The sequence below is a fragment of the Neobacillus massiliamazoniensis genome (assembly GCF_001048695.1).
GTDB classification, from domain to species: Bacteria; Bacillota; Bacilli; order Bacillales; family Cytobacillaceae; genus Neobacillus; species Neobacillus massiliamazoniensis.
The window spans coordinates 174,952-197,365 of the sequence record NZ_CVRB01000004.1 but is presented as its reverse complement, the minus strand read 5'-3'; the positions used below and the strand labels follow the sequence as shown (position 1 = coordinate 197,365).

General features: G+C 38.2%; 21 protein-coding genes and 1 pseudogene. 18 read left to right on the top strand and 4 right to left on the bottom strand.

Going from position 1 to position 22,414, the window contains the following annotated elements:
• Positions 1-90: 90 nt before the first annotated feature.
• Entirely contained in the window at positions 91-516 is a 426-nt protein-coding gene (mntR, locus tag BN1082_RS18775) for a transcriptional regulator MntR (RefSeq protein ID WP_090636966.1), read from the top strand.
• Positions 517-608: 92 nt separating this feature from the next.
• Here mntR and BN1082_RS18770 read toward each other — a convergent pair whose 3' ends face one another.
• The 3 genes and pseudogenes from BN1082_RS18770 to metA form a co-directional block, all read right to left on the bottom strand.
• On the bottom strand, positions 609-821 hold the full coding sequence (locus tag BN1082_RS18770; protein WP_090636964.1) for a DUF3892 domain-containing protein: 213 nt from the start codon (positions 819-821) through the stop codon (positions 609-611).
• A gap of 340 nt (positions 822-1,161) precedes the next feature.
• Positions 1,162-1,659: pseudogene (locus tag BN1082_RS28285) on the bottom strand (transposase); the annotation flags it as partial.
• 317 nt (positions 1,660-1,976) lie between these two features.
• Positions 1,977-2,885, bottom strand: coding sequence for a homoserine O-acetyltransferase MetA (metA, locus tag BN1082_RS18755; protein WP_090636957.1), 909 nt, complete (start codon positions 2,883-2,885; stop codon positions 1,977-1,979).
• Between the two features lie 233 nt (positions 2,886-3,118).
• Between metA and BN1082_RS18750 the strand changes: the two genes are divergently transcribed.
• From BN1082_RS18750 to BN1082_RS18685, 14 genes are all read left to right on the top strand, one after another.
• Complete coding sequence (locus tag BN1082_RS18750; RefSeq protein WP_090636955.1) at positions 3,119-4,807, top strand: formate--tetrahydrofolate ligase; 1,689 nt, start codon at positions 3,119-3,121, stop codon at positions 4,805-4,807.
• A 22-nt stretch (positions 4,808-4,829) separates the two neighbouring features.
• Positions 4,830-5,345 carry a hypothetical protein gene (locus BN1082_RS18745; protein ID WP_090636953.1) on the top strand — a complete coding sequence of 172 codons (516 nt, stop codon included), beginning with the start codon at positions 4,830-4,832 and terminating at the stop codon, positions 5,343-5,345.
• 483 nt (positions 5,346-5,828) lie between these two features.
• On the top strand, positions 5,829-6,476 hold the full coding sequence (locus BN1082_RS18740; RefSeq protein ID WP_090636949.1) for an HD domain-containing protein: 648 nt from the start codon (positions 5,829-5,831) through the stop codon (positions 6,474-6,476).
• Complete coding sequence (locus BN1082_RS18735) at positions 6,473-8,356, top strand: ABC-F family ATP-binding cassette domain-containing protein (protein ID WP_090636947.1); 1,884 nt, start codon at positions 6,473-6,475, stop codon at positions 8,354-8,356. The genes BN1082_RS18740 and BN1082_RS18735 overlap by 4 nt, the downstream gene beginning before the upstream one ends.
• Before the next feature lie 229 nt (positions 8,357-8,585).
• Positions 8,586-9,722, top strand: a complete 1,137-nt coding sequence (locus BN1082_RS18730; RefSeq protein ID WP_090636945.1) for a conserved virulence factor C family protein — start codon at positions 8,586-8,588, stop codon at positions 9,720-9,722.
• Between the two features lie 138 nt (positions 9,723-9,860).
• A complete protein-coding gene (locus BN1082_RS18725) occupies positions 9,861-10,298 on the top strand; it encodes a BrxA/BrxB family bacilliredoxin (RefSeq protein WP_090636943.1) in 438 nt (145 codons plus the stop codon).
• A 300-nt stretch (positions 10,299-10,598) separates the two neighbouring features.
• Entirely contained in the window at positions 10,599-11,378 is a 780-nt protein-coding gene (locus BN1082_RS18720; RefSeq protein WP_090636941.1) for a class I SAM-dependent methyltransferase, read from the top strand.
• A 129-nt stretch (positions 11,379-11,507) separates the two neighbouring features.
• On the top strand, positions 11,508-12,098 hold the full coding sequence (locus tag BN1082_RS18715; protein ID WP_090636938.1) for a YpjP family protein: 591 nt from the start codon (positions 11,508-11,510) through the stop codon (positions 12,096-12,098).
• 110 nt (positions 12,099-12,208) lie between these two features.
• Positions 12,209-12,790: a TerD family protein gene (locus BN1082_RS18710; protein WP_090636936.1), complete on the top strand. Its 582-nt coding sequence runs from the start codon at positions 12,209-12,211 to the stop codon at positions 12,788-12,790.
• 250 nt (positions 12,791-13,040) lie between these two features.
• A complete protein-coding gene (locus tag BN1082_RS18705) occupies positions 13,041-13,805 on the top strand; it encodes a TerC family protein (RefSeq protein ID WP_090636934.1) in 765 nt (254 codons plus the stop codon).
• A 347-nt stretch (positions 13,806-14,152) separates the two neighbouring features.
• Positions 14,153-15,340 carry an HpcH/HpaI aldolase/citrate lyase family protein gene (locus BN1082_RS18700; protein ID WP_090636931.1) on the top strand — a complete coding sequence of 396 codons (1,188 nt, stop codon included), beginning with the start codon at positions 14,153-14,155 and terminating at the stop codon, positions 15,338-15,340.
• Positions 15,291-16,661 (top strand): phosphoribosyltransferase family protein, encoded by a 1,371-nt coding sequence (locus tag BN1082_RS18695; RefSeq protein ID WP_090636929.1) that lies wholly within the window; start codon positions 15,291-15,293, stop codon positions 16,659-16,661. The genes BN1082_RS18700 and BN1082_RS18695 overlap by 50 nt, the downstream gene beginning before the upstream one ends.
• Complete coding sequence (locus BN1082_RS18690) at positions 16,655-17,767, top strand: cysteine protease StiP family protein (protein WP_090638414.1); 1,113 nt, start codon at positions 16,655-16,657, stop codon at positions 17,765-17,767. Before BN1082_RS18695 ends, BN1082_RS18690 begins: the two co-directional genes overlap by 7 nt.
• On the top strand, positions 17,764-18,579 hold the full coding sequence (locus BN1082_RS18685; protein WP_090636926.1) for an HAD family hydrolase: 816 nt from the start codon (positions 17,764-17,766) through the stop codon (positions 18,577-18,579). Before BN1082_RS18690 ends, BN1082_RS18685 begins: the two co-directional genes overlap by 4 nt.
• Here the strand turns inward: BN1082_RS18685 and BN1082_RS18680 are convergent.
• On the bottom strand, positions 18,557-18,811 hold the full coding sequence (locus tag BN1082_RS18680; protein WP_090636924.1) for a hypothetical protein: 255 nt from the start codon (positions 18,809-18,811) through the stop codon (positions 18,557-18,559). The two genes, BN1082_RS18685 and BN1082_RS18680, sit on opposite strands and share 23 nt — an antisense overlap.
• Positions 18,812-18,975: 164 nt before the next feature.
• Between BN1082_RS18680 and BN1082_RS18675 the strand changes: the two genes are divergently transcribed.
• Genes BN1082_RS18675 through BN1082_RS18665 form a run of 3 tightly spaced genes read left to right on the top strand, consistent with a single transcriptional unit; the run spans position 18,976 to position 22,391 of the window.
• Positions 18,976-20,655, top strand: coding sequence for a YceG family protein (locus BN1082_RS18675; RefSeq protein WP_342666665.1), 1,680 nt, complete (start codon positions 18,976-18,978; stop codon positions 20,653-20,655).
• Between the two features lie 3 nt (positions 20,656-20,658).
• Positions 20,659-21,762, top strand: coding sequence for a toxic anion resistance protein (locus BN1082_RS18670; RefSeq protein WP_090636920.1), 1,104 nt, complete (start codon positions 20,659-20,661; stop codon positions 21,760-21,762).
• 23 nt (positions 21,763-21,785) lie between these two features.
• Positions 21,786-22,391, top strand: coding sequence for a TerD family protein (locus BN1082_RS18665; RefSeq protein WP_090636918.1), 606 nt, complete (start codon positions 21,786-21,788; stop codon positions 22,389-22,391).
• Positions 22,392-22,414: the final 23 nt, after the last annotated feature.

The following is a 22,414-nucleotide window of genomic DNA, read 5'->3' as shown; positions in this document are numbered from 1 at the left end:
CTTGTGATGAATTGAATGTGATAAAGAGCCTTGTCACTTAATTTTATCTATAGTAAACTTTTAATGATGAATTTTATTGGAGGGTATGGGATGCCAACACCTAGTATGGAAGATTATATAGAACAAATTTATATTTTAATTGAAGAAAAAGGATACGCTCGAGTTTCTGATATTGCTGAAGCGTTATCTGTTCATCCCTCCTCAGTAACAAAAATGGTTCAAAAGCTCGATAAAGATGAATATCTGGTTTATGAAAAGTATCGAGGATTCGTACTGACAGCAAAAGGGAAAAAAATTGGGAAACGTCTTGTATATAGGCATGAACTTCTTGAACAACTATTAAATATAATCGGGGTAAAAGATGAAAATATTTATCACGATGTTGAGGGCATTGAGCATCATTTAAGCTGGGACTCAATCGACAGAATTGGCGATCTTGTTCAGTTTTTTGAAGAAGACCATACAAGAATAGATGCTTTAAAAGAAATTCAAAAACAAAATGAAAGTGAAGATTAGAACATCGCCTAATGTCCTAAACAATTCTTGAATTGTCAAATAATATAAATTCTGTTTTTAAAAGGAGCACCTAGTTTCAATGCTAGGTGCTTTTAAAATAACTCTGGATAATGGTCAAAAGATTGCTCCAGCTCAGGATATAAGACTAGATTACCAACGTCTCCCGCCTTTGTCTGAACACCTTGAAGCAAACCATTTTCTGCTTCAAGCAATGCCTTTTGATAGGAAATAACTCTTCCATTGGATGTAACAAAGCTAATAATATCTCCAAAATAATTACGGTGAACAGCCACTATTTTTTCCATATAAAACCTCCTTTTAATCTTTATTCTTTCTTTATTTTAGAAAAATAACCAAATCGGGAATAAAAAAGCATCGGACTGGTTGCAGATCAGATTGTCGAGAAAGGGTATTTTTCTCGGCAATTTTTTATTTTGTCAGAATCTATATACTAAATTTATTGATTGTTCATGCAAATGGGCCTGTTGATTTCCGCTCCGGGACACTCGCTTTCCGCGGGGAGGTCCTGGAGCCTCCTCGGCGCTTTGGCGCCTGTGGGGTCTCCAGTGACCTCTCTATCCCGCAGGAGTCGAGTGCCCTCCGCTCCAATCAACAGGGAGGTAAATCAACCTAAAGTATTGCAACCACTTCCACTTCTTGTTTTGTAAACTTGTGTTTATTTGCAATTGCTTTTAAATTAGTTGAATCCGTAAATAAATCACGACCACCGACCATAATGTGATTGATTGCCTGAAGAAATATTTCATCAAAAATTTCCTGAAAGATATCAGTGTCTTAAAACGATGTTGACGATTAATTGTAGAGTGATGGGGAACCGGATCATGGAATTTCAAACCTAAGAACTAGCGGTAGGTATTGTTCATTTTTATTTCCCTTTCTAGTTGAAATCTCAGAACGTATGCCGTAAAGATAACCAATAAACATCATTTTAAAAAGAATAAGGGGATTAGTAGGGCGACTGTTGTCATCGCAAAAAAAAGGGCGAACTTTTTCAAGAAGGAAAGAAAAATCAATATATTTATCGATCAAACGGAAGAGATGTTCGTTAGGAACTAATTCATCAATAGACACAAATTCATATTCACTTTGGCTAGACTCTTTTGGATTAAACGTTGATTTCACCACGTCTTTTTAATATTTATTAGTTGAGTTGAAGGTCTTATTGAAACACTCTGTTGATTGGCGCGGAAGGCACGAAGACTCCTGCGGGAATACGGGGCAGGGGAGACCACGCAGGAGCGAAGCGACGAGGAGGCTCCCCGGCACGCCCGCGGAAAGCGAAGTGCCTGGAGCGCCTATCAACAGACATGTTGAAAGCCGATATATACTAATAATATTACAACGAAATAACGCGGTGATTTGTTAAAGTGATTGAATAAAATAAGAGGCTGCCGAGGGTTTTTCGACAGCCTGATCGGCTGGTTGCCGATGCTTTCTTGTTATTCCCATATAAAGGGTGTTTCTTGATAGACATAATAATTAAGCCAATTAGAGAAGAATAAATGGCCATGGGCTCTCCAACTGTTTATGGGTGGAAGACTGGGATCATTATTTGGAAAATAGTTTTCTGGAATATGAATTTCTAACCCTTTATTAATGTCTCTGGCATATTCCTGTGCGAGAGTATCAGATTCATACTCTAAATGACCCGTGATCATAACATGCTTTCGGTCACGAGAAGCAATTAATAATGCACCTGCCTCCATTGAAGCTGCAAGCAATTTTAATTCCGGATGCCCCTTTATTGCTTCAATAGATACATCAGTATAGCGAGAATGGGGAGCATAAAAATGATCATCGAATCCTCGTAATAGAATATCATTTTGTTCGAAAATTCGATGTGGATAAATTCCAGAGCATTTTCGATCCAATTCAAACTTTCCAATCTCATAATGATAGTAGAGTGCTGCCTGAGCTCCCCAGCATATATGCAATGTTGAGGTAACATTTGTTTTTGTCCATTCCATAATATTGGTTAATTCCTGCCAATATTTCACTTGTTCAAAATCTAACAGCTCAACAGGTGCCCCTGTTATTATCATTCCGTCAAATCGCTGATGTTTCATTTCGGAAAAGGTTTTGTAAAATTGCTCTAGATGCTGCTTGCTTGTATGAGTGGATTCATAGGTATGGGTTTTAAGAAAAGTAACATTTACTTGTAATGGGGTATTTCCCAATAATCTTAACAGTTGTGTTTCTGCTTTCTCTTTTTCAGGCATTAAATTCAAGATTAAGATATTTAACGGCCTGATATCCTGACCAGTTGCACGTTCATCATCCATTATAAAAATATTTTCCTGCTCTAAAATTTCTCGTGCGGGTAAGAGCTTTGGAATGTTAATAGGCAAGTGACCATCCCCTTTCTCGTTACAATTAATCTCATTATTCTGAATTATAAAGCTTAAAGCGATGATGTCAATAAGTGAAAAGTATTTTTGAAAAATTCAATATTATTATATACATTATTGTTAATTCAGAAAAGATAATAAATTGTTCAAAATTAATGAAGGAAAAAAACAGTTAATTTGTTACAATAAAATTAGAGTTGTCATTCAATATAAAGAAAAGAGAGGGATCTGTTTTGGAAGCAATTACAAAAGTAAAGTCAGACATTGAAATTGCACAAGAATCAACTATGAAACCAATTGTTGAGATTGCTAGGAAGATTGGTTTAGAAGAAAATGATCTTGAGTTATATGGGAAATACAAGGCGAAACTTTCCAATGAAGCCCTTGCAAAAATAAAAACAAAAGAAAGCGGGAAAATTATTCTTGTTACCTCTATTAACCCAACTCCTGCGGGTGAAGGGAAATCAACCGTTACTGTAGGACTTGGCGATGCCTTTACCCAATTAGGAAAAAAAGCAATGATTGCCATGCGTGAGCCTTCACTCGGACCGACGATGGGGATAAAAGGCGGTGCAACTGGGGGTGGATATGCACAGGTGCTACCGATGGAAGATATCAATTTACATTTTACCGGTGACCTGCATGCAATAACCACAGCAAATAACGCCCTTGCAGCCTTAATTGATAATCACCTCCAGCAAGGGAATGAACTGCGAATTGACCAGCGCAGGATTGTTTGGAAACGCGCTGTTGATTTAAACGACCGGGCATTACGAAAGGTGATTATTGGACTTGGCGGTCCTCTCCAAGGCGTTCCAAGGGAAGATGGTTTTGATATCACAGTGGCCTCAGAAATAATGGCAGTTTTATGTTTGGCTAAGGACATAAAGGATTTAAAATTGCGCTTATCACGAATGGTAGTTGCCTATAATGATAAAAAGGAACCTGTTACAGTCGGAGACCTCGGTGTTGAAGGGGCGCTGACCCTTTTATTGAAGGATGCAGTGAAACCCAATCTAGTCCAGACTATCGAACATACGCCAGCGCTTATTCACGGAGGCCCCTTTGCTAATATTGCACATGGATGTAACAGTGTCATAGCAACGATTGCCGCTTCCAAGCTCGCTGATTATGTAATCACGGAAGGTGGCTTTGGAGCGGATTTAGGAGCCGAGAAATTTTTACATATTAAATCAAGAAGTGCTGGAATAAAGCCGGAAGCAGTTGTTGTTGTCGCTACAATTCGTGCGTTAAAGATGCATGGTGGGGTACAAAAATCAGAATTAGTAAAGGAAAATATCGCAGCGTTGACATTGGGATTTGCTAACCTACAAAAACATATTGAGACCATTAAAAGTTTTGGAATACCAGTCGTCGTTGCAATAAATAAATTCATCACAGACACGGACCTTGAGGTTAAAACCTTGCTAGATTGGTGTAAACTTGAGGATGTTCCAGTAGCTTTAACAGAGGTTTGGGAAAAAGGCGGAGAGGGTGGAATCGAGCTTGCTGAAAAGCTGTTAACCGTGATTGAAAAGGAACAAAACCAGTTTCATCCTTTATATGAGTTATCTGATTCGATTGAAAAGAAGGTAATAACGATTGTTCAACAAGTATATGGCGGTAAGAATGTAGAATTTTCGTCAAAAGCAAAAAAACAATTACTTGAATTTGAACAATTTGGTTGGTCTAATTTACCGGTATGTATGGCCAAAACACAATACTCATTATCCGATGATCCAGCAAAACTAGGCAGGCCAATGGACTTTACCATTACTGTAAGAGAGTTTAAGCCATCTATCGGCGCCGGCTTTATTGTTGCCTTAACTGGAGATGTTATGACAATGCCGGGGCTTCCAAAAAAACCTGCAGCCTTGAAAATGGATGTTGATGAAAATGGAAATGCTTTGGGGCTGTTCTAAAGATTTGAGGTGAAGTGGAATTATGTTTGATCCAACTGCCTTTGAAAATATGAAGGTAGTAATGCAAGGGGCCCTTTATGATTTGGACATAAGTGGCGAAATCGTTATTACTGACCGAAATGATTTAATTAATATGGCCAAAATGTCCCGGTGTTTTGAATTAACATTTGAGTTGGCAGAAGGTAATAGAAGGAAAATTTCCGCCAAAATAATAATGGAATCACAGCTTGGTAATTTAGCTGCCGAGCTTCTGTCAGACTTTATGCCAAAAAATCTTGCAGGCTGCGAGATTATCCTTCAATTTTTGATTCATGATACAGAAGTTAACGAGGATTTTAAAGCAATTGAAAAAACGCTTCAGGATATTTGGGGACCAAAGAGAAAAATTTCTCAAATTGTTCAATACAATCCATTAGCGCCAAATGAAAAACAAGTAGATTTCATAACAGTCGAATTTGATCGCGTCATAAGAGAAGAGCAAATCGATGATCTAGTCGATATGTTAGAATTTATGATCACGACATTAAGACGCTTATAAAGGGTGTTCCAAAAGGGTCTGACCTCTCGCTTAACATTTAAAATAGCTGCTTATTAGGCAAAGTTCAGCTATATATTAAAGGTTGAGAGGTCTAGCACTTTGTTTGGGGCATCCTTCTTTTTTATAGGCTGTGTTAAAGGTCATAGTTGATTTTTGAAACTATGTTGATTGGAGCGGAAGGCGCGAGACTCCTCGAAAATGCTATCGCATTTCCTTCGTGCGTGGGCGGATTCAAGGATGTAATTCAATGTCCTGCGGGAGTACGGGGCAGGGGAGACCCCACAGGCGCTTAAGCGCCGAGGAGGCTCCCCGGAACGCCCGCGGATGCTCGCTTCTTGAGCACAAATCAACAGGCAAGTTTAACACAGCCTTTTTATAAAACAGAATTTATATCTTTACACTGTGAGAATTGTCCAGCACCAGCTGCCTTGCGCTATTCTTAATTTTCTTGATAAAATATCAAGGATAAAGGCAGGTGCAAAAATGAAAGAACTAATCATCGAACAAACAGAAAATTATGTTCGTAACGAATTAGGGGAAGATGCTACCGGACATGATTGGTTTCATATTGACAGAGTTAGAAAAAATGCTTTGCATATCTGGCAGTATGAGAAGAGTGGGGACCCTTTCATTATTGAAATGGCTGCACTTCTCCACGATATACCTGATGAAAAGCTAAATACAAGTGCGGAAATGGGAGACTTAAAACTAGCAAGCTTTTTAAAAACTATCCCATTAACTGATGAAGATAAAGATCATATTAACCAAATCATTAAATCCATTTCCTATAAAGGCGGCAGAAAAACAGAGCTTGTTTCAATTGAGGCTAAAATCGTTCAAGACGCCGACCGGTTGGATGCAATCGGTGCCATCGGTATTGCCAGAGCGTTCGCATACGGCGGGAAAAAAGGACAACCTATATACGACCCTAAATTCAGTGTCCGAGAAGAAATGAGTTTGGAAGAATATCGAAGTGGTAAATCGACCACTATTCATCATTTTTATGAAAAATTGCTGAAACTAAAAGAATTACTAAATACAACTAGGGCTAAAGAAATGGCTGAAATACGTCAAAACATGATGGAATCCTTTTTGACACATTTTTTTCAAGAATGGAATGGTAAAGTATGAAAATGTTAACAGTTGAAAACGTTTCGAAAACGTATGGAGAAAAACAATTATTTAAGAATATTTCCTTTACCATCGGAGAAAAAGAACGTGTAGGCCTCATTGGTGTGAATGGTACTGGGAAATCATCGTTATTAAAAATAGTGTCAGGAAAAGATACACCAGATGATGGAAAAATAAGCTCAAGTAAAGATTATTCGATTTCCTTTTTGGAACAGCAACCAGAACTAGAGAAGAGTCGAACTGTGCTTGAACAAGTTTTTCATGGCGATGCACCGATATTGAAGCTGATGAGAGAATACGAAAGTCTGTTAATCAAACTGAATTCATTCCCGACAGACTCATCTCTTCAGGAATCGCTTTTTCAATTACATAAACAAATGGATGCCCTTGACGCATGGAATGCAAGTACAAATGCTAAGACAATTTTAATGAAATTAGGAATTGATGATTTCTCAAAGAAAATAGGAGAGCTATCTGGCGGTCAAAAAAAACGGGTCGCATTGGCACAGGTTCTCATTGCAGAACCAGATCTACTTATTCTTGATGAACCGACGAACCATCTAGATTTTGATTCAGTAAAATGGCTCGAAGATTACTTGAGCAGGTATAAGGGCTCTATCTTACTCGTAACCCATGACCGCTATTTCTTAGATAGAGTAACGAACAGAATGTTTGAATTAGACGGTGGAAACATATACAGCTACAAAGGTAATTATGCTGCCTTTTTAGAAGCAAAGGCAATTCGTGAAGAGAATGAAGCAGCGACCTTTGAAAAAAGAAAAAACTTATACAGAAGAGAGCTTGAGTGGATTAGACGGGGTGCTCAAGCAAGATCGACAAAGCAAAAAGCACGGATCGGGAGATTTGAAGAACTGGATGAAAAGCTTTCAAGTGGAAAACCAAGTGTTGAAAAACTGGATATCTCATTAAATGGAAGCAGGCTTGGAAAGCAAGTGTTTGAAATAAAGGATGGATCGAAACGATATGGAGAAAAAACAATCCTAGATCACTTTGATTTACTGGTAAAACCGGGCGACAGGATTGGCATCATCGGCAGAAATGGAACTGGAAAATCCACGCTATTAAATATACTTACTGGAAAAATTCCTCTCGATGAAGGTGAATATCTTATTGGTCAGACAGTAAAAATCGCTTATTATACCCAAGAAAGTGAAGATATGGATGAAAATAAGCGGATGATTGAATATATAAAAGAGACTGCTCAAATCGTGGAGACCTCTGATGGAAAGACCATTTCCGCTGCCCAAATGCTTGAGCGCTTCCTATTCCCTCCATTTACCCATGGGACACTCATCCGCAAGCTGTCAGGGGGAGAAAAAAGACGATTATACCTGTTAAAGCTTTTAATGTCCGCACCAAATGTCCTATTGCTTGATGAACCGACAAATGATCTAGATACTCAGACATTAACAGTTCTTGAGGATTATTTAGAGGAATTTCCTGGAGTTGTCATCACAGTATCGCATGACCGATATTTTCTTGATAAAGCTGCTGAACAGCTATTAGTATTGCAAGGCAAAGGGAAAATTGATTCTTTTTACGGATGCTACAGTGAATATCTCGAAAAGGAAACTTCTATTGGAACTGAAAAATCACAACTAGTTTCTAAGCAACCATCTAAACCTCAGGTAAAAGAAAAAAAGAAAAAAATGTCCTATTTAGAGCAAAAAGAATGGGAAGAAATTGATGAGGTAATTGCTAATACAGAAGCAAGACTTGAGGAAATTGTTTTAGAAATGGAAAAAACGGGTAGTGACTTTACGAAAGCGCAGGAATTGATGAAGCAGGAAATGGAATTAAATACAAAGCTGGAACAATTAATTGAACGCTGGTCGTATTTAGCAGAACTTGCTGAGTAGGAATGTAGAATCACCTTGTTAGCCTTAAAAGCATAATTTCTCCTGCAATAATAATTCGATAAATACACGCTTTATTCATTAGTTTTTGGTATCGAAGGGCCAGATGATGGACAGCTATTGCTATTTATTGAATGATATTTTTCTTTGCTTTATAGGCATGTAAAATGAATGAATTGTATTCAATATGATAAAGTTACAATGAATACATCAGAATAAGGGTGATGATATCTTGAAAATTAAGGCGATTGAGCCAACTCCAAGCCCGAATACAATGAAAATTCTTTTAGATGAAGAGCTTCCAATGGGAAAAAGTCATAATTACAAAAAAGATACCGCAACAGATGCTCCTTCAGTTATTCAGGCCATCCTTCAAATCGAGGGCATCAAAGGTGTTTATCATGTTGCAGATTTTCTTGCTGTTGAAAGAAATGCAAAGTTTGATTGGAAGGGCCTTTTGCCAAAGGTTCGTCTAGCTTTTGGAGAAAGCAATGATGAGGCTGCACCTTCCACAAAAATTATTGATGAACATTTTGGGGAAATAAAGGTTGAAGTGCAAGTATTTAAGGAGATTCCTCTCCAAGTAAAGCTGTCTAATGATTCCGTTGAAAAAAGATTTGGTATGCCAGAATACTTTTTGAAGGCAAGGGAGCGGGCACAGCTCCCTGAAGACAATTATATCCTTTTACGGAAGTGGCAAAATCAAGGAGTCCGTTATGGAGAGTTTGATCAGATTGGTCAGGATGTGGTGGATGAAATCATTGCAGCCTACCCTATAGATAGACTTGAAAAATTAGTAGAGAAAGCACAGTTAAAAGAAACCATTCAGGAAGCGAAGACGAATCGAGCCCGAAAAAAAATAGCTTTAGAAAATTTAAATCATCCTGATTGGCATGTTCGTTACATGCTTCTCGAACAAATGGATGATCCTGAACTGGAGGATTTACCTGTCCTCGAAAAAGCGTTAACTGACGAAAAGCCATCAATCCGTAGATTGGCAACTGTTTACCTTGGTATGATCAAAGATTCATCTGTATTGCCACTTTTGTACAAAGCATTAAAGGACAAAACCGTAGCTGTTCGCAGGACGGCCGGAGATTGCTTATCAGATTTAGGCTTTAAAGAGGCACAAGACAAAATGGTTGAGGCTTTATTGGATGAGAGTAAATTGGTGCGCTGGCGGGCAGCGATGTTTTTATACGAGGTTGGCGATGAAAAAGCACTCCCTGCTTTAAAAGCGGCAGAAGATGACTCAGAATTTGAAGTTAGCATGCAAATAAAAATGGCAGTTGAACGAATTGAAGGGGGCGAAGAGGCAAAAGGATCGGTTTGGAAGCAAATGACTGAATTGAGAAAAACAGACGAGTAAATGAAATTAATTTTTTTAAAAAATGGATATGTTAAAGAACATTGTTGATTTTTTTACTATGTTGATTGGAGCTGAGATCAACATCCATATTTAACAGGGCCAACAAAATAAAAACTATAGATACGGAGTGATGTTAGAATGTCAAATGCATACGAAGAATTTATGAAACAAATGGTCTTGCCGATGCGGCAGGAATTGACTAATGCAGGGTTTAAAGAGCTAACTACTGATGAAGAGGTAGAACAATTCATAGAACACACAAACGGCACAACTCTTGTTGTTGTCAATTCCGTCTGTGGATGTGCCGGTGGGTTGGCACGCCCAGCAGTAACTCAGGTTGTCCTCAATAGCGAGAAAAAACCGGACTCACTTGTAACAGTTTTTGCAGGTCAAGATAAAGAGGCAACGGCCAAAATGCGTGAGTACTTTAAAGGCATTGAGCCATCTAGCCCATCTATGGCCTTATTAAAAGGTAAAGAGGTTGTTCATTTTATCCCGCGCCATGATATTGAAGGAAACACAATGGAAGCTGTTATGGAAAATCTTAAAACGGCATTTGCAGCACACTGCTCTTAAGGATGTTAAAAAACATCCTTTTCTTTTAGCCTGTGTTAAAGGTCATTGTTGATTTTTGAAACTATGTTGATTGGAGCGGAAGGCGCGAGATCCTCGAAAATGCTATCACATTTCCTTCGTGCGGTGTTAATTCAAGGATGTTTATTCAACGTCCTGCGGGAGTACGGGGCAGGGGAGACCCCACAGGCGCTTAAGCGCCTAGGAGGCTCCCCGGAACGCCCGCGGATGCTCGCTTCTTGAGCGCAAATCAAAAGGCAGGTTTAACAAAGCCTTCTTTTACTATTTAGATAGGATGATCATATGTTTGTAACAACAGCTGGCAGAACAAATTCATTTATGATGGAGAGCGCAAAAGAAATAGCGATACAACTCGGAGTGCCTTATATTGATCGAAGGAAGAAATCCATTCTGCTTTTGCAAGAGGAATTAAACAGCGATTGCATTGTCATCGGCAAAGAGCGGCTTGAATTATTCCAAAATGGCTGCTCTACCCCATTTTTCTTTCATCCAAATTCGGCTATGTTTAGAATCAAGCGTTTATTAAATGGTGAACATGACCCATTTGCCGAAGCCGCACAATTATCAAAAGGAATGTCTCTTCTAGATTGCACCCTAGGTCTTGCCTCAGACTCAATTGTTGCAAGCTTCCTCGTTGGGAAAGAAGGAAGCGTAACGGGAATAGAAGGCCAAAAATACTTGGAGTTTATTGTTAATGATGGATTGAAGTCTTGGGATTCCGGTCTTTCTTCCATGAATTTCGCGATGAAAAGAATTAAAGTGAAATATGCAAAAGCACTGGAGTATTTAAAACACTTACCCAACTCATCCGTTGATTGCGTATATTTTGATCCCATGTTTGAAGAAAATATTCTTGAATCAGATGGAATTAAGACATTGGGCCATTTTGCTCTTCGAGATGATTTGGACGATGAAGTCATGAGCGAAGCAGTAAGAGTTGCCAAAAAGCGTGTCATTTTAAAGGATCATTATAAAAGCACGCGATTCGTAAAATTTGGTTTTCAAGTTCTCCGTAGAAAAACCGCTAAATTTCATTTTGCATTCATTGAAAAACAAAAATAAATAATTCTAGAAGATTTTCACTGGTTATTTAAAAAATAGTAAACTGTTTTTTCCATTTTTTTTCGAAAAGAAGTATAATAGTTTTTAAGTAACATAGATAAATTATTTATCGAATATAGGTGATCTAGGATGAATAAATGGCTTCGTAAATCATTTTTCGTAATGATTTCTTTCTTAACCTTTGGTCTTGTTACTCCTTCACAATTTGTAAATGTTAATGCAGAAAAACCACTTGACCATGAAGCTTTTGAAACGTTAGCACCGGAAACTAGCTATAACCAGCCTTCTGTATACAACAATCATTCAGATTTTGATAAGGATAAGCACCTAGAAGGTTTAATCAACGAAGCAGAATTACAATCCTATCAAAAATTCGGTACAAAAATTAAACCTGTCATAGAGAATGAGTTTCGTGAAGTCATCCTTCCGAATATCGAAACGGCGATTAATCAAACTTCCGCTCAATTTCCGGAAGAAGATCTTAGGAATCTGTTTATCACGGAACAGCCTGGCGGAGGCCGTTCTGAAAAAATCTTTCATATAAAAAATAGTTTATCAGGCAAAGATGTATTAAGGTTTCACGTGAGAAGAGATAACCCACCACAGGACGGTTACTGGTTTAATTTTCATTATCATACTTATCTTGATGAGTTTCAAACCCATCATGAACTTGGGTCTATTTATTGGGCCAAGAATACGCCACCAAAATGGATGACCTAGCAAGTGGTATGAATTTGTGTTTTGAAGGAAAATAATTTAATAATAATAGTGAAACCTTTTTAAGATAAACTCGTAAATAGACTATTACCAAAATGGAGGAATGATGAAAGATGGCAATTAGCTTATCAAAAGGTCAAAAGGTTGATTTAACTAAAACCAATCCTGGATTAACTAATGTGGTCGTTGGATTAGGCTGGGATACCAATAAATATGATGGCGGCTATGATTTTGATTTGGATGCATCTGTGTTCCTTTTGGGAGAAAATGGCAAGGTGACAACGGATACGGACTTTGTCTTCTATAATAACCCACAAGGTGCAAATGGTGCTGTTGTACATACCGGTGATAATCGTACTGGTGAAGGTGATGGGGATGATGAACAAGTTAAAATTAATTTGCCAAAGGTACCCGCATCCATTCATCGTATCACTTTTACAATTACCATTCATGATGCAGCTGCTAGAAGTCAGAACTTCGGTCAAGTATCGAATGCATTTGCTCGCATTATAAATGAGGCGACTGGCGAGGAGTTGATTCGCTACGACCTAGGTGAAGATTTCTCAATTGAAACGGCAATCGTTGTAGGAGAATTGTACCGCCATAGCGGTGAATGGAAATTCAGCGCAATCGGAAGTGGTTATCAAGGTGGCTTGGCTTCATTAGCAACAGATTTTGGTTTACAGGTTGGTTAATGGTGTTGATTTTGAGACCCATCCTTGAATGGGTCTTTTTAAAATTTGGCTATGTTAAAGCTTATTGTTTATTTTGCCACGATGTTGATTGGAGCGGAAGGCGCTCGACTCCTGCAGGAGTACGGGACAGGGGAGACCCTAGGCGCAATAGCGCCGAGGAGGCTCCCCCGGACCGCCACTAGAGCGGAAATCAACAGGCAAGTTTAACAGAGCCTAAAATTTAGATTTTATTTTTGGAGGAATTTAGTTAATGTCAGTTTTACACGGAATTGTAGATACATATGCACAGTTTTTTGATTGGAATATGTGGGTAAAGGTTTTATCAGATCCAGTAAGCTGGGGTCTTATTGGCACCTTAGTTATTTTAGAAGGTTTACTCTCTTCTGATAACGCCCTTGTCTTAGCGGTGATGGTAAAACATTTACCTGCAGAAAAGCGTAAGAAAGCCCTTTTTTATGGCTTACTAGGTGCTTATGCTTTTCGTTTTATTGCTATTGGCCTTGGTGTATTTCTAATCAAATTATGGTGGATTAAGGCCCTTGGTGCAGCCTATCTAGCGTGGCTGTCGATCAAATATTTTATTGATAAACGAAACAATGGTGATGAAGATGAAGAAGCAAAAGGAATGAACCAAAGCGGGCTTCTTGTCCGGATGTTTGGAGTTTTCTGGGGTACAGTGGTAACCGTTGAGCTAATGGACATGGCCTTCTCCGTTGATAGCGTCCTAGCTGCCTTTGGAGTTAGCAACGAGGTTTGGGTGCTGCTAATAGGCGGGATGCTCGGAGTGTTGATGATGCGTGGTGTAGCTGGTGTGTTTTTGGCGTTAATCGACCGTGTTCCTGAGCTTGAGACCACTGCTTATATTTTAATTCTTATTATCTCGATAAAAATGTTCCTAGAAGTGTTTTTTCACTATGAAATGCCGGCACTTTACTTCTTTATCATTTTATTGTTTACATTTGGAGCTACCTTCATTGTCCACTTCATAAATGCGAAAAAGGAAGTTAGCAAATAAAAATAATATATTATTCTAAAATTTGAGTTATGGGGGAGTTGACGGAAGTCCTTCCCCTTTTTTTATAGGCTGTGTTAAAGGTCATTGTTGATTTTTGAAACTATGTTGATTGGAGCGGAAGGCGCGAGACTCCTCGAAAATGCTATCGCATTTCCTTCGTGCGTGGGCGGATTCAAGGATGTAATTCAATGTCCTGCGGGAGTACGGGGCAGGGGAGACCCCACAGGCGCATAAGCGCCGAGGAGGCTCCCCGGAACGCCCGCGGAAAGCGAAGCGCCTGGAGCGCAAATCAATAGGCAAGTTTAACACAGCCTTTTTATAAAATCTTAAGGAAGGAGAAGGCTTAAGTGAAATTCTTTACATATTTTTATAATGATGAGATTGAACAATTTTTTTTAAAAAAGCCGCAATATTTCGATAAGTATACGAACCAGAAAGTCTTAGCTTATGGACTAGGTGCGACGCTCTATATGCCTGCTACTCGTCCTAATATTCATAATGAGATTCTCTTAAAAAAACATGAAGGTCTCACGTCACTCGTTATCGACCTTGAAGATGCTGTAGGTGATTGTGACGTGAGTGTAGCAGAAACATTAGTAATCAAGGAACTATTAAAGTTGTATGAGGAATTTAATAAAGGATTTTTAAATGTAGGGGATTTCCCATTGCTCTTTATACGTGTTCGGACCCTTGAACAGCTGAAACGGATCAAAGAGCAGTTGGGAGATGCTCTGCAGACTTTAACTGGTGTGGTTTTACCAAAGTTTAAGATAGAGTCAGGTGAGGAACTTTTAAAAGAAGTCCAAAGAATTCATTCACAACATCATCCTTTTTATGCGATGCCCATTTTAGAAACAGCAGAAGTAATCCATAAAGAGACGAGAATAGAAGAATTACTGAAAATAAAAAACCTTTTGAATAGGTTTAAAGATATCATCCTAAATATTCGAATTGGAGCAACCGATTTTAGTGGATTGTATGGAATCAGAAGGAGCACTGATACAACTGTTTATGAAATAAGTGTTGTAAGGGATTGCATTTCTGATATCGTTAATATGTTTCGAAGAGCCGACAGTTCTTATGTTATTTCAGGACCAGTATGGGAATACTTTTCCTCAAAAGAAAGAAGGCTAAAGCCACAGGTAAAGCAACCGCCTTTTGGTGAGCGGTTTGATGTAGATAGGTTAAAATGGAGAGCGGATTCATTGGGTCAAAGTATGGACGGGTTGATAAGAGAAGTCCATTTGGATATTGAGAACGGTTTAACGGGAAAGACAATTATCCATCCTTCACATATCAAAGCAGTTCAAGCCCTAAATGTAGTTTCATATGAGGAATATATCGATGCCCGTAATATTATCCAGTCGTCTATTGATGAAGCTGGTGTGATAAAAAGTGAATTTGCAAACAAAATGAACGAAATGAAACCACACTATCAATGGGCGCAAAATATTGTATTAAAGTCAGAGCTATACGGGGTGTTAAATGAAGAATTTACGACCATCGACCTTATTAAACGAGAAGTTTACGTTTAATATTTTGGATTCTATCAATGGTGAAATTGAAATAACTGAAAATCCATTTCAATTTTCAATAAATGAACTGTTTACAATGGCGGCAAGAATCAATAAAAAACGTTCGTTTCTTTTTGTTAGTAAAGTGTTAGGAAAGCATATACCTATTGATGCAAATAAAGGACTTTTAACAGCTGCCCTCTTAGCAGCTAGATTTATGGAAAAAGTAAAGGGGTACGTTCGTCCTGAAAAAGAGATGCTTATATCCTTGTTTTTGAAGGAGCACCCTTCATATTGCAGCCATCCTTTTATATCAAAGGAAATAACTCCGATTATTATCGGATTTGCAGAGACAGCCACTGCACTAGGGCATGCATTTTTTGATTGCTTCGAAGTGGCTAATTATTTTCATACGACAAGAGAAGAGATTCCAGGGAAAATTCCTGAGATAACGTTTGAGGAAGAGCACTCCCATGCCACTGCCCATCGATGTTATATCCCATGTGAAATAATAGATAACCACCGTGAAATCATTCTTGTCGACGACGAAATAACGACGGGAAAAACAACGCTAAACATTATTCGGTCTATTCACCGTAAATTTCCAAGAAAGCACTATGCCGTTGTTTCCATTTTGGATTGGCGTTCAGAGAAAAATAAACAAGAATTTAAGCTGCTTGAAAAAGAACTAGGGATTACCATCCAGGTGGTTTCATTACTAGCAGGGAAACTTCATATAAAAAAGCAGGAAAATATGAAGGAAGAAACAGTTTTAGACAAGCAAAATAAAAAAGTTGATTTTTCATTAGAACAGATTTTGTTAACTACACATTTTACACCCTCTTCTTTGACTTCCATCATCGAACCTAACCAGGTACCCTATATTCAAGAGACAGGACGTTTTGGGCTTAGCAGTGAAGTAAATCAAGTGCTACATCAGAAAATTTCAAGTGCAGCTCACCTTCTTAAACAAAAAAGAATCGGCAAAAAAACTCTCTGCCTAGGAACAGGGGAATTTATGTACTTACCGATGAAATTAGCAGCAGAAATGGGCAGCGGCGTTTCTTACCAATCGACTACAAGAAGCCCGATTTATATTCGAAATTACGAGAACTATGGCGCTAAATATGGTTTGGAATTTCCTTCTCCAGAAAATCAATTTATTACTAATTATGTATATAATATCCCACCTGGTTTGTATGATGATTGCTTTATCTTTTTTGAAAGAATAGTAGATGATGAAAAATTGAAGCCATTACTGAAGGAGATAGGCAGACTGCAGCTAAAGTCTGTCAAGCTTGTCTTTTTTTCTGAGGGGGTGACACCGTGCACAAGATGGTGAAAAAACATATAAAAATAGGAACCTATAAGGAAGAAGATGTCCTTTTTCTATTAAAAGATTTAAGTGATACTAAGCTCGAGGATTCTACGATTAATCGTGAAAGAAAGATTCAATCCGGAACCCATTACAGTGAATCGCTACCAATCGAATATCAACCGCCACAGGAATACGTTGAGTTATTTTGGAAAATGGTAATGGAGTATAAACAAAAGGTGGCATTGTGTATAGGTGTAGTTGCAGAGCAAATCTATCAATTAAAGGGAAAGCAGGCAGTGCTAGTTTCTCTAGCACGTGCCGGTACGCCTGTCGGGATTTTGATTAAGAGATATATCAAGCTGCGCTACGAAGTGTCTCTTCCACATTACAGTGTCTCGATCATCCGCGATCGTGGAATAGATGAAAACGCTCTCAATTATATTATGTCCGAACATTCGGAAGGGAAAATCCAGTTTGTAGATGGTTGGACGGGAAAAGGGGCCATTTCCCTCGAATTAACAAAGGCCTGTAAAGAGTTTGAGGATAAGTACGGAAGGAAGCTTGATGATACTCTAGCAGTAATTGCAGATCCGGGTTACTGTACAACCTTTTTTGGGACAAGAGAGGATTTTTTAATTCCAAGTGCCTGTTTAAACTCTACCGTTTCAGGACTTGTCAGTAGAACCGTCTTAAATGAAAAGTATATCGGGAAAAATGATTTTCATGGTGCAAAGTTTTACCGAGAGCTCATTTCAGCAGATGTTTCAAATGAATATATTGATGTAATTACTGCTGAGTTTGCATCTATATTTACAAAGGCTGATGAAATTTCGACAAAAAGAAGGAATGAGGAAATCGATACAGGGTTTTATGGGATGATGAATGTTGAGAGCATACAAGCAGATTTTGGCATCAATAACACCCATTATATAAAGCCGGGTGTGGGCGAAACAACGAGGGTCCTCCTCCGCAGGGTTCCTTGGAAAATTCTTTTACGTGATGCCTCAAGTCCATTTGTTCAGCATATCCTGATGTTAGCGAGGGAAAAAGGGGTCGAGATAGTCGAATATCCCAATTTACAATACTTATGCTGCGGCTTAATTAAATCGGTTAAGGAGATAGATAAATGATTGTTGCCTCAGACCTTGACCGTACATTGGTTTACTCAAAAAGAGCACTTAATGAGCTTGGATGTTCACCACAAATTCCTTTAATTCCAGTAGAAAAAAAAGATGGGAATTGGGTTGCTTTTATGACAGAGCGAGCCTTTAATGCGTTATCAGATCTTTGTAAATATCATTTATTTATACCGGTAACCACTAGAACTACAGAGCAATTTAACCGCTTTGAACTATTCAATCATGGAAATTTTCCATTAACATACGCCATTACTTTAAATGGAGCTGAAATTTTGCATAAGGGCAAAACGCTTCATGAGTGGACTATATATATGACAAGCAAAATTCAAAATGAATCGATTACACAAATAACATTATTGTCAATTTTGAATAAGGAAGGATATCAATTTGATGGTAAAATAAGACAAGTTGACAATCTATTTTACTATTATATTTTAAATACACCGCCTTCACCGGAAGTGAAAGCGGCATTGCAGAATTTTGTTGCAGAATATGGATGGAGAATTTCGTTACAGGGCAGGAAGCTTTATTTTATCCCAACAGCGATTAGTAAAGGGGCTGCCCTTGAATTCATTTGCAGGCGTGAAGGAATGGAAGCATTCGCCGGAGCGGGTGATTCACTGCTTGACTTGGATTTTCTGCAAAACTGCCGTTATCAGTTTGTCCCCAGGCATGGTGAACTCGCTAATGAAATAAAGGGGACGAAAGTTACCATGACCAATAACGCTGGTGTAGCTGCAGGAGAAGAAATACTTTTAGGCTTTTTGACCTTGCTGAAATCTAAAAATATATCTTATTTTTAAAAAAGCGGTTAACAATAAAGAAGTAAAGTCCAGTAAAAATCCCAAAGTTACCGCAAAAAATAAGAACCGATAGCTTTAAAGATTGAATTGATGGGGAGAGAAGTAGAGTGAAAATAATGCTAAACAATAATAGGTCCAGCACAACAAAATAATCTGACTCCATGACCTCCATTACTGTATTTAATTCATCACGAACTTCATCTATTTTTGGCCGCTTATTTAGAAATCTCATTTGAGTCACCTTCTTTAATATAGGTACTCAAATATATGTCATAGTAATGTAAAAGGTGAAAGAAGAGGAGTTAAATATGAAACATTTTTCGATTCCTTTTCGTATTAAGAAATGAACCATTTTATTATCTATGATATGATGAAATGGTAACTTATTTATAAATATTGTATAAAAAAATCTTTCGCTATCAGAGGGAAGGGATAAAAATGGTTTTGCCATATAATCAATTAATTGTAAAAAAAATATCCCTTTCATTTGAAAATTGGCTCGGTTTGCTGACAAAGCCTCTTTCGGAGCGACCGGAATTTTCAATGGAAAAGGGGATCATTCACATTGGGCAAATCGTTGGGGAGTTTCTTGGAATCCCCGTAGATACAGATGAATACTATAATCAGCTATTTGATTATGTCCATAGCCCCGAATTGAATTTAAATCTTCTAAGTGAGGAATCCATTGATAAATCAATCAATAATACTCACTTTCAAGCGATTCAAAAGGTCATTAATATTCATCATGAACAAAAGCTTTCCATCAACCGCTTTACTGCGTTTCTAGATGGCGAACAGCTTTTGCTTAGGTCAAACGAGCCTGCCATCCATCGCAAATTAAGAGAGGCTATGATTGCAACCCTCGAATTGTTTGCAGAAAAGGAATCGGAAGGCTTAAGGAACCAAGAACTTAGAAGGGTTCTCGTTGATATTGTTAAATGGTCGATCAACCATTTACAGCCACCGTTGGAAAACGCAGATCCGGCAAGGGAAATGCCGAAGTTTTTATGGTATGGTGACGGGAAAAAAAGTCATCAGTATTTTTTATACTACCTAATCAATCTTGGTTGTGATGTCATCATATTTCATCCTGAAGGTAAGGATATTCTAGCTGGATTTCAAATAGAGACGATCTTCATCCATCGTTTTCAAGCGACCCAACCAGCTGAACCCTTCCCAAAAGAAAAGGTGAACAGGAAAACAACAGTTGCCTACCGTGCTTCCAAAGAGATTGAGGGAATCCTTAATCAAGAAGGGTCAGGTCTATACAAACCGTGGCAATTAAGGGACTATACTCCTTCATCCATTACGTTAAAAACAACGTATGATGAGTTGTTCATCCTTAGTAAAGAAATGGCGATGATTCGACCTGATTTTGAAGTTGGGAACGGTCAAGTCAAGATCCCGTCCCTTTTTGCCAAAATACAAGGTGTTAGTAAAAATCGAAAGGAATATTGGGATCGACTTCACGCACTTTCGGAATTGGAAAATTGCCTGCTCGTTCGAAATCTTCCATTAACGTTTCCTAACACCAGCGATTTTCGCTTTCATTATCGTAATGCGCTTGGACAGGATGATCTTTTAAATCCTGAGAAAATGATGACGGCTCACTATTGGCCATACTCTTTCTTAGCTTCCGGCTTACAAAAAGGCATTGCAGGTGCCGTAAGAAGAATTTGCGAAAAGCCAGGGTTAAAACCATTGCCTGCGGAAAGCTTGGAAGAAGTAAAAATTTTCTTGTTTACTCAAGCAATGTATTTGCCTAAAAATATTATCCAGTCATTAGAGAGGTTTGACTATTCACAGCAAATACCAAAATTAGTCCTTTATAATAATGAAAAGACAGGGATGCTTTCAAGATCGGATGCAGCGATGTTACTGCTTTTGAATCAATTTGGAATAGATATCATTATTTATAATCCTCCCGGTCATAATGATATTGAAACTTACCTCGATGAAAGTCTTTTTGATAAACATTGGCTTGATGATGTTGTTTTTGACTTGGATTATAAAGAGCCTTCAATTTTGAAAAAAGTCCTTTTTCAAGGAATCTTAAAAAATTTAAGGGGAGATTAACAGATGAATCAACAATCGAATCTATCACCAGAATTAATGACAACGAATCCAGATGACTTGCTTACCGAAACAAAAGTATCTGACATAAAGCTGATGCTTAGGAAAGAACCAGAAGTACAGAACCTAGCACGGACAATCGATGAACGAGATCAAATTAAAATCCTAGAGTTTGGAAAAGAGCCAGCCGTTCAAATCTCCCGTTTCTCAGATCAAATTTTAGGGAATATGCGGACAACCAAAGTAGAAGATTCTGGCGAGCTTCTTAAAACCTTGGGCCACATTATGGATAAATTTGATGCAAAGGACTTTGAAAAAACATCCGAAGGATTTTTTGGAAAGTTGTTTAAAAAAGGCGGAAAAGCGATTGAAAGGCTATTTGGCAAGTACCAAACGATGGGCCAGGAAATTGACAAAGTATATGTAGAAATTTCAAAATATCAAAAAGAGATGGTCGATTCGACCAATATGCTTGAAAATATGTATGATCAAAATTACCAATACTATATGACGCTTGAAAAATATGTTGTTGCGGGAGAAATAAAGGTTGATGAACTAAAAAATAGCCAACTTCCTCAGCTTGAATCTCGTGCTCAATCCGGGGACCAGATTGCCACAATGCAATTAGATTCACTTAAAAATGCTATTGAGGTACTTGAGCAAAGAATATATGATTTGGAAATGGCAAAAATGGTTTCATTGCAAACTGCTCCGCAAATTCGTTTGCTTCAACGAGGAAATACAAAGCTGATTGGAAAAATCAATTCTGCTTTTGTCACCACCATTCCGATTTTTAAAAATGGATTAATTCAAGCTGTAGCAGCAAAAAGACAAAAGCTTGTGGCAGATTCAATGAGTGAGCTTGATCGTAGAACAAATGAAATGCTGTTGCGAAATGCACAAAACATATCCCAGCAGAGTACAGAAATTGCCAGACTTGCCGGCTCTCCGAGCATTAAAATCGAGACGATTGAAGAATCATGGAATGTCATCATAAAAGGAATGCAGGAAACAAGAGCGATTGAAGAGGAAAATAAGCGTATGCGCGAAGAGGGTACAAAACGTTTAGAACAGCTCCAAGACAACTTTAGAAAAATGAAACAAGCATAATAAAAACTAATGAGGTGAAAAAAATGGCGATTAATTTGCAAAAGGGACAAAGAATAGATTTAACAAAAAGCAACCCCGGGCTTTCGAAAATTATGGTTGGTTTAGGCTGGGACCCTATTCAAAGCGGTGGAGGGGGCTTTTTCAGTTCACTATTTGGAAGCACGCAAGCTAATTTTGACTGTGATGCATCTGTAATCATGCTCGACGCAAATGATCGATTACAGAGCAATAGGGATGTTATTTATTTTGGAAACTTAAAAAGCACTAACGGAAGTGTGCAGCACACAGGTGACAATTTAACCGGTGATGGAGACGGTGATGATGAACAAATTATCGTCGACTTAAGCAGAGTGCCTTCAGACATTCAAAAACTTGTTTTTGTTGTAACTATTTATGATTGTGTAAAAAGAAGGCAGCATTTTGGGATGATTCGCAATGCTTATATCAGGGTTGTCAATCCTACAAGCAACCAGGAATTGGTTCATTACAATTTAACTGATAATTATAGTGGAAATACATGCCTGATTGTCAGTGAAATGTACCGCAATGGAACGGAGTGGAAATTTGCCGCCATTGGAAATGGAACAAATGCAGCAAGCTTAGGTGAAGTTGTTCGTTCATTTTCTTAAGGAAAACAGTTTAAAATGAGGTG